An 18199-nucleotide genomic window follows, 5' to 3' on the forward strand; every position below is an offset into this window, starting at 1 on the left:
TTTGAAAAACAGGAGATCCAAATCCATGAGCCTTGAAGATGCCAAACGCCAGATTGACCGCGCATTCACGACCGATGATCCGCGCGGCTTAGCGTTTGAAAATGCCTTTGCAGGCGCCACGTCTTTTTTGCGTCGCAAATACACCAAGGATTTGACGGGGGTAGATCTGGCGATCACGGGTGTACCGTTTGATCAGGCTGTGACGCACCGCACCGGTTGCCGCATGGGGCCGCGCGCGATCCGTGAAGCATCAACGTTGCAGCCCTATGATCCCCCATATGGCTGGGACGGGTTTGATCCATTGTCAGAATTTTCGATCGTGGATTACGGTGATCTGGCGTTTGACTACGCACATACGCCGAGTTTCCCAGGCCTTTTGCAGGCGCATATCGCTGGGATTCTGGCGCAGGGGCCGGGCACGGTTTCGCTGGGCGGCGATCATTTTATGACGCTTCCGATTCTGCGTGCTTATGCTGAGAAATTCGGACCGATGTCCGTGATCCAATTTGATGCCCATTCTGATCTGTGGGCAGATGACGATATGGACCGGATCGACCACGGTACGTTTATGTATAAGGCGGTGAAAGCAGGGCTGGTTGATGTGACGCGGTCTGTTCAGATCGGTATCCGGACCGAATGCGAAGATTATCTTGGGATGCCATACATTGACGCCCGCACTGTTCACGAGAAGGGTGCTGCGTATGTCGTTGATAGTGTGAAGAAAATCTTGGGTGATCATCCGACTTATGTGACGTTTGATATCGACGCTTTGGACCCTGCGTTTGCCCCCGGAACTGGGACGCCGGTTTGGGGTGGTCTTGCGTCTTGGCAGGCGGCGGCGATCCTGCGGGATTTGGCTGGTGTCAACGTTGTGGGCGGCGATGTTGTCGAAGTATCGCCTGCATATGATACGACCGGTGCGACCGCGATTGCAGGTGCCCATGTCGCGATGGAGCTTTGCTGTCTAGCCCTATGGAATAAAAGGAAAGTCTGATGCTGAATATGCCAATTTCCGGAAACGATCTGGCCCGTTTCGCGGGGCCACAAAGTTTCATGCGGTTGCCCGAAGTTGCGTCGGCTGAGGGGATCGACGTGGGTTTTATCGGGATACCGATGGACATTGGCACGTCTTGGCGGTCCGGTACCCGTATGGGGCCAAAGCAATTGCGTGAACAATCGGCGATGATCCGGCCTTATAACATCCAAACGGGGGCTGCGCCGTTTGATGCGTTGCAGTGTGCCGACCTTGGCGATGTGCCGATTAATACGTTTAACCTGCAAGAATCTATTCGTTTAATCACAGAGACTTACGATAAAAACCTCACGCATGATGTGATCCCGATGGGGCTTGGTGGGGATCATACTTTGACGTTGCCGATTTTGCGGTCGATTGCGAAAAAGCATGGTCCGGTCGCGCTGGTGCATGTCGACGCGCATGCCGATGTGAATGACGAAATGTTCGGAGAACGGGAAACCCATGGCACCGTTTTCAGGCGTGCGTATGAGGAAGGGTTGATCACCGCTGACAAGGTGTTCCAGATCGGTTTGCGCGGCACGGGTTATACGGCGGATGACTTCACTGAAGCTGCAGGCTGGGGCTTCAATCAGTACCTCGCGCCTGATCTTTGGCACAAGAGCCTTGCGCCCTTGGCCACTGAAATAAAAGCAAAGATTGGCAATCAGAAGACCTACATCACCTACGATATCGATAGTCTTGATCCTGCATATGCACCGGGAACAGGTACCCCTGAGATCGGCGGGTTGACGACGCCGCAAGCGATGGAATTGATCCGTGGGTTGCGTGGACTAAACATCGTTGGGTGCGATTTGGTTGAGGTATCGCCGCCCTATGACACCTCGGGCAATACGGCGCTGACAGGCGCAAATCTGATGTTCGAGATGCTGTCGATTTTGCCCGGAGTGCCGTACAGATAGGCTGGCACAACCCGTGCACAACCCGTACACAACGCGTGCACTGGATTCCCAAAGTGAGAACACGACATGCGCACCATTTTTCTGCTGGCGATTGGCATTTTCGTCGCTCTCATCGTTTATGTACGGCTTGCACCGAATGACGCGGACAGCGTCCATGTTCAGGCACAAGTCAGGGGGCCGGGTAACTATCCGTCGGCAGGTGGCTTCACTGCCGTGCGTCAGATCACGGCGGCACCTGCCGACGTCCTGACGGTGATCACCCAAGCCGCCATGGACACCGACAGGACCACCGTATTGGACGGGACGGTAGAGGACGGCATGATCACCTTCGTGACCCGTTCAAAGGTCGTGGGTTTTCCCGACTATACCACCGTTTCAATTATTCCCGCAGGGGCAGATGGGCTGGATAATGAAGGGCCATTGTTGATGATTAACGCGCGATTGCGCTACGGACAAAGCGATATGGGCGTGAATAAGCGTCGTGTGCAAGGGTGGCTTTCGGCACTTGGTCCTTTGACGGTCGCACTTGATCAGGACACGCCAAGCACATGATTGCAGAAGACAAAATCATTCAACTGATCGATCGGTTCCAGTTTCTTGAAGCCAAGATGTCGGGCGATGTTGCTGGCGCTGATATCGCTGCATTGGCGAAAGAATACAGCGAGTTAAAGCCCGTTGTTGAGACCGTTTCGGCATACAAGGACCTCGTCACTCAGATCGCAGAAGCCGAAGCGATGCTGAAAGATCCCGAGATGCGTGAACTGGCCGAGATGGAATTGCCAGAGTTGAAAGCGCAGCTCGAAGGATCGGAACATGATGTGCAGCTGGCGTTGCTGCCAAAGGATGCAGCCGATGGCCGTCCTGCGTTGTTGGAAATCCGTCCCGGAACAGGTGGCGACGAAGCTGGCCTTTTTGCTGCGGACTTGCTGCGGATGTATCAGCGTTATGCCGAAGGTCAGGGGTGGACGTTTGAAATTCTCGAACATTCTCAGTCCGAGTTGGGCGGCGTGAAGGAAGCCACTGTGCGGATCGCCGGTGAAGGTGTTTTCGCGAAGATGAAATACGAATCTGGCGTGCACCGTGTGCAACGTGTGCCGGAAACGGAAAGCGGCGGGCGTATCCATACCTCTGCCGCGACTGTCGCGGTGCTGCCGGAAGCAGAAGACGTGGATATCCAGATTGCCAGTACTGACATTCGCATTGATACGATGCGAGCGTCGGGCGCGGGTGGTCAGCACGTGAACACGACCGATTCTGCCGTCCGGATTACGCATATCCCCACTGGTATTATCGTCGTGTCAGCAGAGAAATCCCAGCACCGGAACCGCGAGATTGCGATGCAAGTACTGAAGACGCGGTTGTTTGATCTCGAACGCCAACGTGTGGACGGCGAACGCTCTGCGGACCGTAAGGCGCAAGTGGGGTCGGGGGATCGGTCGGAACGTATCCGCACCTATAACTTCCCACAGGGCCGGATGACGGATCACCGTATCAATCTGACGCTCTATTCGTTGAACCAAATCATGCAAGGTGATCTGGATGAAGTGATCGAAGCGCTGTCTGCTGATGCTCAGGCCGCGCTTTTGGCTGAGATGGGCGCGTGAGCGGATTTTTTGCCGAAGGCACGTTCTGGGACGTAAACGGCACGCAGGACGCGGCGATACGGGATGCGGCCAAGCAGCTTGGCTTTGACGGGGCCTTGGGCGAGGTACAACGTCTGTGGGCTGTGGCTGCGGGCAATCTGACGACATTTGACGCATTGGTGGCGCAACGTGCGGACCATGTTCCGCTGTCGCACCTGTTGGGTTACCGCGATTTTTACAAACATCGGTTCATTGTGACGTCGGATGTGCTTGATCCGCGGCCTGATACTGAAACTTTGATTGAGGCCGCTTTGGCCGTGCCGTTCCGCCATGTTTTGGATCTTGGGACAGGGTCTGGCTGTATCCTGCTGTCGTTGCTCGGGGACCGTCCCGATACAACAGGCGTGGGCACCGATCTATCTGACGCGGCGCTTACGGTGGCTGGGAGGAACGCTGCGGCGTTGGGCCTGCAGTCGCGGGCTACGTTTTTGCGGTCCGATTGGTTTGCCGATGTCGCAGGGGCGTTTGATCTGATCGTGTCGAACCCGCCTTATATCGCGGCGGATGAAATGGCGGGCCTGCAGGCGGATGTGCGTGATCATGAACCACGCATGGCTTTGACCGACGAGGCGGATGGGCTGACCTGTTACCGCATCATCGCGAATGGTGCGCACGCGGCGCTGAACACAGACGGTCACCTGATGGTCGAGATTGGACCAACCCAAGGTGCTGCCGTCGCGGAGATGTTTGCCGCAAATGGATTCGCCAAGATTCAGGTCACGCAAGACCTTGATGGCCGTGATCGTGTGGTTTTCGGGCAAAAATCCGGGGGTTAACGGTCTTTCAAGGTGTCAAATGGCACTTAGGGGTTGCACAAAACGACGACCCGTGCTTTTTCTTCGCTACCAACAGCAGAGCCGTTATGCTCTCGTTGGCCATCGCCAAACACGCTTAATCCCAAAATGCCGCGCTGCTGCGGTACGGGAAAATAAAGCGCAACAAAGCCCGAAGGCTTGACGGAAAGCATTCCATGAGATCATCGAAGTCGCGTTCGCGGGGCAATAAGAACCGCAACAACCGCCCCTCAGGTGGCAGCCTGATTAACCGTGTGTTCGACAGTAACGGACCTGACGGAAAGGTGCGCGGTACGCCGCAGCAGATTATCGAGAAATACAACCAGCTTCACCGCGACGCCCAATTGTCTGGCGACCGTGTGAATGCGGAAAACTTTGCGCAGCACGCAGAACATTACCTGCGGATGCTGGCCGAGGCGCAGAAAGAAGTTGACGCCAAGCGCGAAGAGCAGGAACAAGCGAACCGCGAACGCCAAGCTGAACGGGATCGCGAACGCGCGGAACGTCTGAAGGCGCAAGAAGCGGCGTCGAATGATCCGGCCAATATGGATCAGCCTGATACGTCGTCGGATATCGTTGATACGCCAGAGGCGAAATCGGACGATCAGCCACAGCCTGAAAAGCAGCCCGAGAAAAAGCCACGCCGCCCGCGTCAACCGCGCAAGCCACGTGCGCCGAAGGCGGATGCGGACCAGCCCAAAGAAGAGGCGAAACCTGATGCGCCCGCACCTGATAGCGGTGCAGCGCCGGAAGCTGCTGAATGATTGCAAAGCCCTCCGATTTCGGGGGGCTTTTTTCTTGCCAACGTGTCCTGATCATCGGCGCGAACGGGGCGGGCAAGACTTGGTTTGCCAATAGGCTGTCGGACCGCACGGGGCTTCCCATTTTCCACAACGATGCGTTCGTGTTGAAAACGGGTTGGGCATATCGCGACCGTTCAGACATACGACGTGTCCAAAACGATCTTTTTGCCCAGCCACGTTGGATCCTCGAAGGCGGTCCATCGCTGCTTCAAACGGGCGGGCTAAGGCGTGCAGATGTCGTCGTCTGGCTCGATCCGCCCAAATCAGTTCGTATTGGCCGGATTATTTGGCGCAGTATCCGGTTCATGGGGCGCAACCGACCGGAACATCCTGAAGGCAATGCAGATTGGCCTGGTCGGCGGCAATTCCGTTTTGTGCGTAAAGCATGGCGGCTTGATGCGAAAATCCGCGCGGAAATCGGTGCTGCACTAGCGGAAACGCCAACCCCAACGATCCGCCTTAGGACCGCAAAGGCAGCGCGAGACCTGTTCTAGGACGCAGACGCAACGCTGCGCGCCAATGCGCAGAATTCTTCCAGTGATACTTGTTCGGCGCGTTCTGTGGGTTTGATTCCCGCGGCGACGAGGTGGTCTTCGATATCTGGCCCAAGCACTTTCAACGCAGACCGCAGCATTTTGCGTCGCTGGTTGAAACCCGCAGCAACGACGCGGTTCAGCACAGCCGGATCAGCCTCAAAACGCGGTGCGGGCAGGGCTGTCAGGTGGACGACGGCGGAACTGACTTTTGGGGGCGGCGAAAACGCTTCTGGCGGTAAGTCCAATACGATCCGTGGCTCAGCCCGCCACTGCGCCAACAGCGCCAAGCGACCGTAGGCCTTTGTGCCTGGCTGGGCTACGATCCGCTGGGCGACCTCGCGTTGGAACATCAACGTCAAGCTTTCCCAGAAAGGCGGCCATTCGGGTGGCGTTAGCCAGCGGACGAGCAGTTCAGTGCCGACGTTGTAGGGCAGGTTGGCGGCCACTTTGATTGGCGGCGTCAGATGGGTTAGTGGGTTCACCTCGAGCGCGTCGCCGTTGATGACTTCCAGCTGTCCCGGATAGGCGGCCGAAATTTCGGTCAGCGCTGACATACAGCGTTCATCTTTTTCAATCGCCAGTACACGCCGCGCGCCTTCGGCCAGCAAGCCGCGTGTCAGGCCACCCGGACCGGGGCCGACTTCAAGTACATCTGCGCCCGACAGATCACCCGCCATCCGCGCGATTTTCGCAGTCAAGTTCAGGTCCAACAAGAAATTCTGCCCAAGCGATTTTTTCGCGGCAATCCCGTGGGTGTCGATCACCTCCCGCAGAGGGGGCAGATTATCAATGGTGCTCATGTTGGCACTCCGTCCGTGCTTCTTTGGGTTCTTCTATATCCCCGCCGGAGGCTCCCGCAAGATCAGCCACGCGCCGCGTCTGCGTCTCTTGCGTCAGCCATCACAGCCGCCATTTTGATCGCTTCAATCATCGACGACGGATTGGCAAGACCTTTGCCCGCGATGTCAAAGGCTGTCCCGTGATCTGGCGATGTGCGGATTAACGGCAGGCCTAGCGTCACGTTCACGCCTGTATCAAAGCCGAGCGTTTTGACGGGTATCAGCGCTTGGTCATGATACATGCAGACTGCGACATCATAGTTTTGGCGGGCGGCCGCATGGAACATCGTGTCCGCAGACATCGGCCCGATCAAATCTATGCCTTCTTGCCGCAATGCGTCCAGCACTGGGGTGATCATTTCGATCTCTTCGTGCCCCATTTTGCCGTCTTCGCCCGCATGGGGGTTTAGGCCTGCCACCGCGATGCGCGGCGCTTTGATCCCGAAATCACGACGCAATGCAGCATGGGTGATCAGTAGCGTATCAGTCAGGAGGCTGGCCGTCAGGTTAGACGACACATCCGCCAGCGGGATGTGGATCGTGACCGGCACAACACGCAGGTCGTCACACGCCAGCATCATCACGACACGGTCTGTTTTAGCGAGTGCTGCAAGGTATTCAGTATGACCTGGATAAGCGAAATGCGCCCCATCGATCAGTGCGGCCTTGTGAATAGGTGCGGTGCAGATCGCGCGGGCTTGGCCTGTTGTGACAAGATCGACCCCGATGGCGATGGCGTCGATTACCCCTTGCGCATTGGCTGGGTCCGCCGTGCCGGGGATCGCGGTGCCATCCATCGCGACGGTAAGAACGGGCAGTTTGCCTTGCTGACACAGGTCCGTTGCGTCACTGGCCTTGTCGATACAGACGTAATCTGTCCCTGCCGGAAGGTGCCTTGGGTCTCCAAGCCACGCGAGTGGAATATCGCGGCACAGCACATCAAAGGCTGCAACCGCGATTTCAGGTCCGATACCAGCTGGTTCGCCGCAGCTGATGACGATTGGTTTCGCCTGTGTCACTGATCTACGATGACCGCAGAGGCGCGGCGATCTGCCAAAAGCGCATCTGCAAATCCAGCCAAGCGGGCACTGCGCAATTGGTTGCTGACCGCTTCACGATCTGCATCTTCACGGCCTGCTGTCACGCGGTTGCACAGCATCAAGAAAACGGTTGTTTGGCCGTTAGCGCGGGTCAGGTTGTAAGACACTTCGCCCGGATCAAGGCGCGCCAGTTCAAGGGCCACATCCTGCGGGATTTGTGATGGTGCGAGGCTGTCGCGTTCCAGTACTTCTGCAGGTTGGCCTTGCGCCACGCCGTAAAGGTCGTCGCAGGTATCAACGCGGTCCTGTAACGCGCGTGCGGCGTCACGACCACCGGCCATGTAGTACGCCGCATATTCGATCTCAGCCGGAGCCGGACGCGCTGTCGGTACTTCACGCACACCGCGCATTTGGAACAATGCGACACCGTTTGGAATTTGGATCGGGGCTGTGACTTCACCCGTGCCGAGACCAAGGATCAATCCTTGCAGCGCAGGTGGATAGTTTGAAATTGGCAACCAGCCCAGACGTCCGCCGTTGGTTTTGGACGGCAATGCGGACACGCGGCGGGCTTCGCTTGAAAACACGTCCGTGGACCGCGTTTGTGCGATCCGTTCGGCGGTTGCGAGCGCTGATGCCGCGCGTGGGGGTGGTGCCGGAATGATGATTTCGGACAGGAGCACCTCGATCCCGTCTGCCGTACCGCCAGATGCGCTGAGCGCACGGTCGATTTCAGCTTCCGAGATTTGCGCCTGTGATCCGAACCGCGACCGCACGTAGTCCCGCCAAGTCACGCCGATTTCGACAAAGTCGCGCAGTGTTTCGGGGGCGACGCCGTTTTGGGCAAGGATCACTTCGAACTGATCAAGCGTCAGGTTTGCGCGGCCTGCGAATTCTTCCAGTGCGGTTTGCAGTCCACCTTCGGCGATGCGCAAACCGACGCTGTCCATTTCGGCTTGCTTCAACCGATCATCGATCAGCTGTTCGCGGGCTAAAGCCCGACCTGCGCCGGGTGTGCGGAACAGTTCCAGCAGTTTCGCCCGCTGGTCAATTTCATAGCCCGTGATGGCGCTATTGTTGACGGTCACGGAAGGTCCAAACTGACCTTGCGCGGTTGTGGCAAGGGGGGTGAAACCAACTGTCAGGGCAATCAGGCCGCAAAGAATGTTGAGTGCGCGCATCGGGGTCCTCATGGGGCTCGGTGCATCCGGTTTGTCCGAATGGTCATTAATTCTGGCATCCTGCACTAGGGCCTGCAACACTGCGTCCGGCAGAAAAGCCGTTGAGCGATATGGACAAGCCGTAGTCCGTGGACGGTTCAATCGTATCTGAAGACGTAAAGCGGCGCGAGACCGAAAGATCAACAGTCACGCATTCGTTGCGCCATTCTACGCCCAATCCGGCGGTGGCGGGGCTGTCGTTGGCGATATCGTAGCGGGCGTCGGCGCTAATTTTGAACGCATCGTTCAATTGCACAGCTGTATCAAGCGTCCATTCGGACACCGTGTCGGGTCTGCTTTCGGTCAAATCTGCTTCTTGCCAAATGTAGGCTGCATTCAATGTGACGTCGTCGGTCCGCCATCCAACGCGTCCAGCGCCGCGTGTCGTTTCAAGATCGTCGTTCAAAAGGACTCGTCCGTCGAAGTGGACGCCTTGCGGAGACGTGATTTGTCCCGCGATCAACCAATCTGATGATGTGCCATCAAGGCCCGATGAGGGAGAGAACGCATCGTCTGCTTCCGCGCGAATTACCCGCCCGAAGGTTAGCGATGTGAAGCTGCCGGTTGTGCCTTGCCGCGCGTAGGTGGCACCAAGTGCCGCCCGTGGACCGGTTTCAACGCGATCATCACCGGGGAACCGCGACAAGTCGAACAGATTGGCTTGGTCCAATTCGGCGCGTGTGCTGTCTTCGTTCGGGGGCGTGGTGCCTAGAACATCTGACCACGCGACTGCAAGTTTTGGTGTCACTGTATGAATAGCCGCGTCCGTATTCCCTGTGATAACGGGCCAGCTGAAGGAAGCCCCAATTGTGGGGACAATCCGGTTGAAGGACGTTTCATAGGCTGGATCATCGCGGACAAAGTACTGGTCTGCGCGAATGGCTGCGGTGATGTCGCCAATGACACCAGCAGGTAAGTCCAAATCGCGTGTCCACGACCCGAATGCGCCCGCACGTGCGACATCGCGGCCATCGTCGCCAGTGCCGTCGCCCGTCCGGAAAACCGCATCCCCAGACAGACCGTATGTCAGTCGGCCACCGGCAAAGGTATCTCGCTTTTCGTAGCGCAGGTCTGCAACAATGGGCGGCAAGGTTGCGTTGACTTCGTCGTCGCGCAGGGTTTCGAAAAAGCTAAAACGTGCACGGAACAGGCTATCGTCTGTGATCGTTTCCAGTGTCACACTGCTTTCCAGCCGATCAAGGTCCGCATAACCGTATTCCGTAAGGTACGCTTTGTCGCTGACGGTTTTGATATCGAACGATAATACCGTGTTGGCGCTGAGTTTGAATTCGCCGTCTGCAAATAGATACGTCCGACGGTCAGTATTTAGCGTATCGCGGCTGTAGGCCGCATCAATATTCAGATCACCGGAGAGAAACGCCTGACGATAGCTGGCCTCAAGCGTTGTGGTTTCGGACGACAAATATGGCGTTAAAGTCAGGTCGCGATGGTCGCCGAGGGTGATGAAATAGGGCAGCTTGATCCCTAGACCCAGTAAATCCGAATTCCGAAAGTCAGGTATTAGAAGACCCGTCGCACGTTCGAGCGTTGGATCGGGCAGACGCGCATAAGGCAGCCAAAAGACAGGCACGCCACGGATGCGGAAGGTCGCATTGTCGAAGTAAAGTTGTTGGGCATTTTGGTCATGGACAACCCGTTCGGCCCTGATGTCCCACAGCGCAGGACGTCCGTTGCAAACGGCGCAGGAGCTCGCCACGACGCGCGTCAGCTGCGAATAGCGACCGTCGACGCGGTCGATCTGGTTGGCCGCTAGCTGCAACTGCTGATCCAAAACCAAGCGCGCGCCGCGCAGCATGCCGTTTTCAAGTTGCGGATCGAGCGTGGCGCGGTCGGCTGTCAGGATTTCACCGCCTGCAGTTTGGATAAAAATAGGCCCGTCGATGGTGAGTTGGTCGCCAGATTGATCATAGACGATCCGACGGGCGGACAAGCGGGTGTCGTCATAGAAGACTTCGATATTGCCCTGTGCGATTAGGCGACTGTTGCCTTCGACAGAAACGTTATCAGCCACAAGTGTCGCGACCCCTTGGGCGGTCGCGGTCACTGGTAGCAGCAGCAAAAGGCAGGTGAGAAGGGCGCGCATTATCCGTCTTCCCGATGTAATAAGAAGCTAAGCGCAAGCCCGATGGCGGCAAGCGGCGGGGCCCACGCGGCCAAAGCAGCTGGCAATTGCCCGTTTTCCCCGAGAATTTGGGCGAAGTTACGCAGGAAGTAGGTTCCAAACGACAGCATGATTGCGAAAAGGACCATCATACCAGTGCGCCCGCCGCGCTGATGGCGGACGGTAAAGCTGGCACCGATCATAACCATCGCGACGAGGAATATGGGCATGGCCAATTCCATTTGCAGCCAGACTTGATGGCGTTGTGCAGAAAAGCCCGCTGTCTTCAGACGTTCAATGAATGCCGGAAGGTCCCAGATCGGGATTGAGGACGGGGTTCCGAAACTGTCGCGGATTTGGTCTGCGGTTAGGGTCGAACTGATGTCGTAGCTGTCTTGCGTGATGGCGTTGGATTCCGGTGTCAGCGACGTGGCAAGCGGCCATATCTTGACGTCGGCCAAAGACCACGCGCCGTTGGTCAGCACAGCTGTTTTCGCCGCAATCCGTTCGACCGGCAGACCGTCGTCGGTGAACCGCAGGAAAGTTACGTTTTGCAGCCGTGTCCCGTCCAGATTTGCCGTCTCAGCGCGGATCACGGTCTGGCTTTCGTCATCGCCTTGGCGCAACCAGAGCCCCGTTGAGCCAAGTGTCAAAACGCGATCTTGGCCTTTGAAGCTATTGCTGCGTTCTTCGAATTCGCGGGATGTGGACGCGACAATCGGGTTGATCACGGCCACGCCCAGAACGCCGATCAGGAAGGCCATCAAAACGGGGGACATCAATGCGCGCACAGCAGACCTGCCAGCGGCCCGTGTCACGACCATTTCAGAAGACCGCGCCAGTCCAAGGAACAGCGCAATTGTGGCGATGATCATGATCAGCGGCAGGATCGCGTAGATGCCTTGCGGCACGTTCAACAGGGTTAATCCGACAATATCGGCAAAGGTCGCGGGCGTGTTTCCGAAGCGACGCAATTGTTCGACGAGGTCAAGAAATACGAGGATCAGCACAAATATGCCAAGGACTCCGCCGAAGGTTTTCAAGAACCGATATGCAAAATAACGGTGAAGGATCATGCGGTTATCCGGCGTTTGAAAAGTGCGGGGTGCGCGGACATGTAAAGAAGAACTGCTACAAACAACAGACCAACGGCTGACGCTGCGTAGGCCGCAAACCACAGGTTGGGATCATCACGCGCGGCGTTCAGGCCCGCTGTTTCAACACCCTTGATGACGATGATCAAGAAAATCGCGACAACGATCTGACGCCAGACACCGAAGCGGCTGAATCCGCCAACGATCAAGGCCGCAAAGCCCAACAATGCAGCGACCGATCCAAGGATGGATTGGCTAAAGCGGTCATGGGCGCGGGCGATCAGTTCTGCCCGTGTTTTGCCTGTTTCGGCAATCAATGCGGGGCTGGCCTGAAGCAGTTCGAGCGTCGGCACTTGTGTGTCGCGCCGTCCGTCGCGCGTGGTCACGGTGATGAAGCTGCCGATGTCATAAGCAAAATCTTTGAACGACGTGGTGGCAAGGCGCTGTGTGTCGGCCTCTAGGATTTGAGCCATCCCGTCTACCATCACCAACTGCGTGCCGGCGTCATTGCGCACCAGATAGGCGGATGCGGCGGTATAGGTGATCTGGCGGTTCGTATTCCGCAGATCGGTCAGAAAGACGTTTTGCAGTTCGCCTGAGGGCGTCACGTCACCAATGTAGAACGTCACGCCGTCGATCGGTTCCAAAAATGCGCCGGGTGTGAGCAGGCGTGATGTGATGTTCTGGGCAATCTCTGCTTGGCGCACGTCGAGCCGCGATGATGCGAGTGGCACCAGTAGATGCATCAGCAGGGTCATCAGCGCAAAAACCAAGACGCCAAAATACGCCACTGGCCGCGCCATGCGGTAAGGCGAAAATCCGGTGGCCTGAACGACGACCAGTTCCGATTCCGTGGACATGCGGTTGGTCACGTAAACGGCTGCAGCAAAAGCAGAAAGCGGCAGCGCGAGGCGGATGACGCCGGGCAGGGAAAGCGCTGTGAATTCTAAGAAAACCGATGCTGATTGACCGTCTGCGATCAAGGTGTCGAACAGAACGACAGCCCGATTGATCCAATAGACCAGCACCAAAACGAGACTAAAAAAGCCAAACATCACGACAAGCTGGGACAGCATATATCTGTCAAACCTTGCCACGTGTGTCACCTCTTACCGCATCATCTTGTATGTTGGCCGTTGTTTACCGCAATTCTAAAGGAGTTTGAACTGATATCTGGCCAATCGGCGGAGGGCGGACTACCTATATCGCAACTCAGTTTGATTAGAGGTCATCATGACAACGCCAACGCCTATTTCTTTCCTCGCCTATGCACATGAAGATCTACCAGTAACATCCAGAAAAGTCGTCGTTTTTGTGACGGAAGATGGCAAGATGGATCAAGGTTGCCGGAAGGTGAACAGCCTGACCCGTAAAACCGTTGCGCGGGTCGCAGAGAGTGCTGCGTTCGAAAAGGCGAAGTCTGGTGATGTGACAAGCATTGCAATGCCTGTCGGGTTGGCGGCTGAAGCGTTACTGGTTGTGAAACTGCCGCGACGTCCAACATCAACCGAGGCCCGTAAAGCAGGTGCCAATTTGGCGAAATTGTTGGGTAAGGACGGCATGCTGGTGATCGCCGGATCTACGTACCGCGTTGAAGAAATCGCCCAAGGCATCGCGATGCGCAACTACAGCTACGATGCGCACAAGACCGCCGAGCCAAAAGAGACCGGCGATGTGTCCTTCATGGTGAATGATCCGGACGCTGCTGCAGCGGCCTACGCCCCGATTGCCGCGATTGTCGAAGGTGTGTTTTTCACTCGTGATCTCACCAATGCCCCAGCCAATGATCTGACGACGACGTCTTTTGCCGATCAACTGGCCGCGATGGCTGACATTGGGTTGCAGGTTGAAGTGCTGGAAGAAGCTGATCTTGAAAAGCTCGGGATGGGGTCGCTTTTGTGTGTCGGGCAAGGCTCTGACAGCCCGTCCAAAGTTGTTGTGATGCAATGGAGTGGCGGCGGCGACGAAGCCCCGTTTGCGCTTGTGGGTAAGGGCGTTGTGTTCGACACGGGCGGGATCAGCCTGAAACCCGGCGCTGGCATGGAAGATATGACCATGGACATGGGCGGCGCGGGTGTTGTGTCGGGCGTGATGAAAACGCTGGCGCTGCGCAAGGCGAAGGCCAATGTTGTGGGCCTTGTCGGGATCGTTGAAAACATGCCGTCGGGCAATGCTGTGCGTCCGGGCGATGTTGTGACGTCCATGAAGGGCGATACGATTGAAGTGATTAATACGGACGCCGAAGGGCGGCTCGTGCTGGCGGATGTGCTTTGGTACACGCAGGAACGGTTTGCGCCTGTGGGGATGATCAACCTTGCGACATTGACCGGTGCGATGCTGGTTGCGTTGGGCCATGAAAACGCGGGTGTATTTTCGAATTCTGATGATTTGTCCGGTGCGTTTATCAAGGCTGCCGGTGAAGAGGGCGAAGGCGCATGGCGGATGCCGATGTCGCCTGCCTATGACGCGCTGATCAAGTCGCGGATTGCGGATATGAAGAACGTTGGCGGCCGCATGGCAGGGTCGATCACAGCGGCGCAATTCCTGAAACGGTTTGTGAAGGACGACGTGCCGTGGTGCCATTTGGATATTGCGGGCACCGCGTCGGTGAAATCAGAGACAGCATTGGCACCTGCGGGTGCGACGGGTTGGGGCGTGATGGCGCTGAACCGTCTGATTGCTTATAAATACGAAGGGTAACATTGTGGGCGCTGCGTATTTCTACCACCTGACTGACACGCCTTTGGAGCGGACATTGCCGATGTTGCTTGGCAAATGCCGTGCGGCGGGATGGCGGGTGGCGGTGCGTGGTCGCGATCAGGGATTACTTCAACGGCTTGACGCAACGCTTTGGAATGACGGGTTTTTGCCGCATGGCATGGCGGGTGGTGCGCATGACGCTGATCAACCGGTTCTGTTAGGCACAGACATTCCTGCGGAGGGATTTCAGTGCGTGATGTCTGTTGGCGGCGCAGAGGTGACGTCGGCTGAGGTCGGGCTGTCAGACCGCGTTTGCATCTTGTTTGACGGCTTTGACGAGGGTGCGTTGAACCACGCGCGCGGTCAGTGGAAAACACTGACAGCCGAGGGGTGTCAGGCGCAGTATTGGGCGCAAGAGGACGGGCGCTGGACGAAAAAGGCGGAAAGCTAACGGTCTTGGTTGGATTGTGAGGCGAGGGCCGCGCAAAACGGCCCTCGTCGATACTGAAGGTTACCCGCAATACAGGTCTTCGCGGTGTGCGACGTCGTCGCGGTGCTTTTCGACGAACTTCATCAAGTTGCCCATTGTGCAGGTTTCGCCAAAGCCGCTCCATGGTGCGAAGTCTGGCACATGCAGCACGCTTTCGCGGTCTTCGCGCAAAAGGCGCACGATGACAGAGGCGACGATCTTACCGCCAACACCCGTGAGCTTACCTTTACCGGAGGCTTGCGCCTCTTGCAGGCAATAGAACCACAGCGGCGTTTTATCGACGTGATGATCCTTCAAAACCTGTGGTGTTGGGCATTCGGGAATACCGAGGTGGCGGGCCATTTGCTGACCGGATGGCAGCAGCATCGCGGTGCGATCCCGCAGGATGTTCCGCAAGCTTAGCTTTTTGGCTTGTTCGACTGGGATCTTGTGATCGCCCCATTGCAGACCGCTGCCAACGATAAAGTCGGGCAGTTCAAATAGCGTTTCTGCCATGTCGGTCCCAACGGGAAGCGCTTTTTGCGCGCCTGGACCAAAGAACATTTCCAAGTCGATAGTCGCACCCGGATCGCGCGGCTTGAAGCCGCCATCCAATGCAAACAAACCGACAGGTGCCTCACCTTTGCGCAGCGCATATTCAGGCTGCACAGTGGCATGTCCAAAACGGTAAGCCGCGACAGAGAATTCGGCAGGCATCATCGGCGCATCTGGGAAGATGTCGTGCGATAGGGCGTGGTCGATATCGGCCTGATCAACAAAGCTGGGCAAGAATTCATGCAGAACCAACCATTGGTAATGCAACCGGATAAAGCGGCGGACTTCCTCGAATGTCTGAAGACCGGGGTTCAGCACGTCGTGCCAAACTTCGGTCCGCACGCCCATTGATGAACAATGCGCGATGTCACGCTTCACAGCGCCGTTCTTTTCCGCCTGCGTCATCAGAATGTTATGGAGGCAAATGAAGGCACCCTGCACCTGACTGACGATGATGTTTTCATCGTTGCGGAAGTCGCCGATTAACGCGCGGCCTGTGCAATTGCGAGCGAGATCGTAGGGGTTATCTTCGCGTCCGAACAAAAGGAATTCGTGAAGATTTCCGCCGCCATAAAGGTATGGTGACGCTTCAGGGCCATCGCCATAGACGCAATCGAGATCAAGCTCCGGCGTGCGGATATTGCGGATTGATCGTGGGTCGATCTTTGTTCCGATGGCCGAGGTCGCATCGAGCGTAATGTCGTGGTCGATGAATTGCCCGAAGAACGTCATGCCCGCATCAGCAGGTCCATCCTTCACGACGGTTGTGCGCATGGTTTCCACCAATGCATCAAAAGCGGCAACTATTGTGGCTTTTGACAGGTTGCCTGTGACAGGATTGGCATGCGTCAGATAGCCGAATGTTTGGGGCAAGGGGCGGTCGTCGTTGAGGCTGTGTTTATCTAGGCATTCTTTCAGAAACAGATCGAGACGGGACATCCCGTGTGGCATCTTAGCCATTGGACTTCTCCTAAAAATGGATCGCGTTAAAATAGAAATTTGTGAGTGGGTATATCGTGGCACGGGTGGTGCACATCTCAAGTCGGGATTTCCTGACTTAAAGTCAACTTGGCGCGTGGCCACGAGAGGGTGTTTTTAATTCAATTTAAACAATGAATTAAGGGTGTGTTTTAATGTGGTCGGGAAGGGTGGTGCGCAAACTTCCGCCGAAGTCCTAGCGGTTGAACCTATGGTGTCGCGTTGTTTTGACCGTCGTCCGTGCCGCTGGATATTGCGGGGTCAGGACATGTTGTGGTTGCCTAAGCATGCGTGGAGTCTGTCCTACGAGCTGAGACAGCGCAGAGTCGAAAAGCCCGAGGTTTTCGCCTCGGGCTTTTCTTGAATTAGAGAGACGCAAGCGTTCCGAAGGGTGGGTTTATCCCCGACGGCGGCGGCCCGTCCGTGCGCGTCCTTCGCCTTCTTTCGGTGCGACGCGGTTGGCCTTGATCCATTCCGAACCGCTTGGGTCATTATCGGTCAGGAAGTTCGCCGCGCGGATCGCTTCCATTTCGGAACCGGCGCGCGCTTTGGTAGACCCGAGCCCGAACATTTGCACGAACGTTTCGTCGTCCATGCCGTCTGGCAGGATGATGCCGGATGCCAGAACTTCGGCTTTTTTCTCGGCGATTTTCTTTGGCCCGATTGGCAGCGCTACTGGGTTCATGATCGCGGATGTCATGCCAGCGGCCATCGCCATCGGCAGGAATGCGTTGTTGATACCGTGCCGGTTCGGCAGGCCGAAAGAAATGTTCGACGCGCCGCAGGTCGTGTTGACGCCCAGTTCGTCGCGCAAACGGCGCACAAGCGTGAAGACCTGTAGGCCCGCAGTCGACATCGCGCCGATTGGCATCACCAGCGGGTCGACCACGATGTCATGGGCTGGAATGCCGAAGTCGGCGGCGCGTTCTACGATCTTCTTCGCAACCGCAAAGCGGACATCAGGGTCTTCGGAAATGCCTGTGTCATCGTTGGAAATGGCCACAACCGGCACGTTGTATTTCTTTACGAGAGGCAGCACCAATTCCAGACGTTCTTCTTCGCCGGTGACTGAGTTCAGCAGCGGGCGCCCTTCGGCTGCTGCCAGACCGTTTTCCAACGCACCCGGCACAGAGCTGTCGATGCACAGCGGAATGTCTGTGACGGCTTGCACCTTTTCGATCAGCTGTTTCATCAGCATCGGTTCGACAAAGTTGTTGTCCGCGTAGCGTGGATCTTCGGCCATTTTGTTCGAAAATACAGCGCCAGAGTTCACGTCGAGGATGTTTGCGCCCGCCATGACCTGCGCGATTGCGTCCGCTTCCACACGGGAAAAGTCGTCCATTTCCAGTTCTGCCGCGAGGATTTTGCGACCCGTTGGGTTGATCCGTTCCCCGATCACGCAGAATGGTTCGTCGAAGCCGATGACGGCCGTCTTGGTCTTACTTTCAACAATCGTGCGGGTCATATTTCG

The 18199-nt window shown here is 56.8% G+C and carries 17 protein-coding genes; 9 read left to right on the forward strand and 8 right to left on the reverse strand.

The features are described from left to right. The first annotated feature begins 25 nt into the window (after nucleotides 1-25). The 7 genes from speB (AC0L7R_RS08390) to AC0L7R_RS08420 all read left to right on the forward strand — a co-directional run bounded on the left by speB (AC0L7R_RS08390) (nucleotide 26) and on the right by AC0L7R_RS08420 (nucleotide 5669). Complete coding sequence (gene speB, locus AC0L7R_RS08390) at nucleotides 26-994, forward strand: agmatinase (protein ID WP_473660254.1); 969 nt, start codon at nucleotides 26-28, stop codon at nucleotides 992-994. After that, on the forward strand, nucleotides 994-1935 hold the full coding sequence (gene speB, locus AC0L7R_RS08395; RefSeq protein WP_473660255.1) for an agmatinase: 942 nt from the start codon (nucleotides 994-996) through the stop codon (nucleotides 1933-1935). Before speB (AC0L7R_RS08390) ends, speB (AC0L7R_RS08395) begins: the two co-directional genes overlap by 1 nt. A 66-nt stretch (nucleotides 1936-2001) precedes the next feature. Next, complete coding sequence (locus AC0L7R_RS08400) at nucleotides 2002-2487, forward strand: DUF1499 domain-containing protein (RefSeq protein WP_473660257.1); 486 nt, start codon at nucleotides 2002-2004, stop codon at nucleotides 2485-2487. Continuing rightward, nucleotides 2484-3539: a peptide chain release factor 1 gene (gene prfA / locus AC0L7R_RS08405; protein WP_247128879.1), complete on the forward strand. Its 1056-nt coding sequence runs from the start codon at nucleotides 2484-2486 to the stop codon at nucleotides 3537-3539. The genes AC0L7R_RS08400 and prfA overlap by 4 nt, the downstream gene beginning before the upstream one ends. Further along, complete coding sequence (gene prmC, locus AC0L7R_RS08410; protein ID WP_473660259.1) at nucleotides 3536-4354, forward strand: peptide chain release factor N(5)-glutamine methyltransferase; 819 nt, start codon at nucleotides 3536-3538, stop codon at nucleotides 4352-4354. Before prfA ends, prmC begins: the two co-directional genes overlap by 4 nt. Nucleotides 4355-4548: 194 nt before the next feature. Then, the gene (locus tag AC0L7R_RS08415; protein WP_247128877.1) at nucleotides 4549-5136 is read left to right on the forward strand and encodes a DUF4167 domain-containing protein; all 588 of its coding nucleotides are present in this window, start codon (nucleotides 4549-4551) and stop codon (nucleotides 5134-5136) included. Further along, nucleotides 5133-5669 carry a P-loop NTPase family protein gene (locus AC0L7R_RS08420; protein ID WP_473660261.1) on the forward strand — a complete coding sequence of 179 codons (537 nt, stop codon included), beginning with the start codon at nucleotides 5133-5135 and terminating at the stop codon, nucleotides 5667-5669. The genes AC0L7R_RS08415 and AC0L7R_RS08420 overlap by 4 nt, the downstream gene beginning before the upstream one ends. Here the strand turns inward: AC0L7R_RS08420 and rsmA are convergent. From rsmA to lptF, 6 genes are all read right to left on the reverse strand, one after another. After that, a complete protein-coding gene (gene rsmA / locus AC0L7R_RS08425; protein ID WP_473660263.1) occupies nucleotides 5666-6511 on the reverse strand; it encodes a 16S rRNA (adenine(1518)-N(6)/adenine(1519)-N(6))-dimethyltransferase RsmA in 846 nt (281 codons plus the stop codon). The two genes, AC0L7R_RS08420 and rsmA, sit on opposite strands and share 4 nt — an antisense overlap. 62 nt (nucleotides 6512-6573) lie before the next feature. After that, the gene (pdxA, locus tag AC0L7R_RS08430; RefSeq protein ID WP_473660265.1) at nucleotides 6574-7569 is read right to left on the reverse strand and encodes a 4-hydroxythreonine-4-phosphate dehydrogenase PdxA; all 996 of its coding nucleotides are present in this window, start codon (nucleotides 7567-7569) and stop codon (nucleotides 6574-6576) included. Next, nucleotides 7566-8771: a peptidylprolyl isomerase gene (locus tag AC0L7R_RS08435; RefSeq protein ID WP_247128873.1), complete on the reverse strand. Its 1206-nt coding sequence runs from the start codon at nucleotides 8769-8771 to the stop codon at nucleotides 7566-7568. Before AC0L7R_RS08435 ends, pdxA begins: the two co-directional genes overlap by 4 nt. A 46-nt stretch (nucleotides 8772-8817) precedes the next feature. Next, nucleotides 8818-10914 carry an LPS assembly protein LptD gene (locus tag AC0L7R_RS08440; RefSeq protein ID WP_473660267.1) on the reverse strand — a complete coding sequence of 699 codons (2097 nt, stop codon included), beginning with the start codon at nucleotides 10912-10914 and terminating at the stop codon, nucleotides 8818-8820. Beyond that, nucleotides 10914-12008, reverse strand: coding sequence for an LPS export ABC transporter permease LptG (gene lptG, locus AC0L7R_RS08445; protein WP_473660269.1), 1095 nt, complete (start codon nucleotides 12006-12008; stop codon nucleotides 10914-10916). The genes AC0L7R_RS08440 and lptG overlap by 1 nt, the downstream gene beginning before the upstream one ends. Beyond that, on the reverse strand, nucleotides 12005-13123 hold the full coding sequence (gene lptF / locus AC0L7R_RS08450; RefSeq protein ID WP_473660271.1) for an LPS export ABC transporter permease LptF: 1119 nt from the start codon (nucleotides 13121-13123) through the stop codon (nucleotides 12005-12007). Before lptF ends, lptG begins: the two co-directional genes overlap by 4 nt. 136 nt (nucleotides 13124-13259) lie before the next feature. Between lptF and AC0L7R_RS08455 the strand changes: the two genes are divergently transcribed. After that, on the forward strand, nucleotides 13260-14726 hold the full coding sequence (locus AC0L7R_RS08455) for a leucyl aminopeptidase (protein WP_473660273.1): 1467 nt from the start codon (nucleotides 13260-13262) through the stop codon (nucleotides 14724-14726). A 4-nt stretch (nucleotides 14727-14730) separates the two neighbouring features. Continuing rightward, a complete protein-coding gene (locus tag AC0L7R_RS08460) occupies nucleotides 14731-15177 on the forward strand; it encodes a DNA polymerase III subunit chi (RefSeq protein WP_348107334.1) in 447 nt (148 codons plus the stop codon). A gap of 60 nt (nucleotides 15178-15237) precedes the next feature. On the opposite strand, the gene AC0L7R_RS08465 is transcribed toward AC0L7R_RS08460, so the two are convergent. Beyond that, complete coding sequence (locus AC0L7R_RS08465) at nucleotides 15238-16710, reverse strand: peroxidase family protein (RefSeq protein WP_473660275.1); 1473 nt, start codon at nucleotides 16708-16710, stop codon at nucleotides 15238-15240. Between the two features lie 415 nt (nucleotides 16711-17125). Beyond that, a complete protein-coding gene (locus tag AC0L7R_RS08470) occupies nucleotides 17126-18193 on the reverse strand; it encodes a dihydropteroate synthase (protein WP_473660277.1) in 1068 nt (355 codons plus the stop codon). Between the last annotated feature and the right edge of the window lie 6 nt (nucleotides 18194-18199).

This window comes from Yoonia sp. D2-7 (assembly GCF_055809435.1).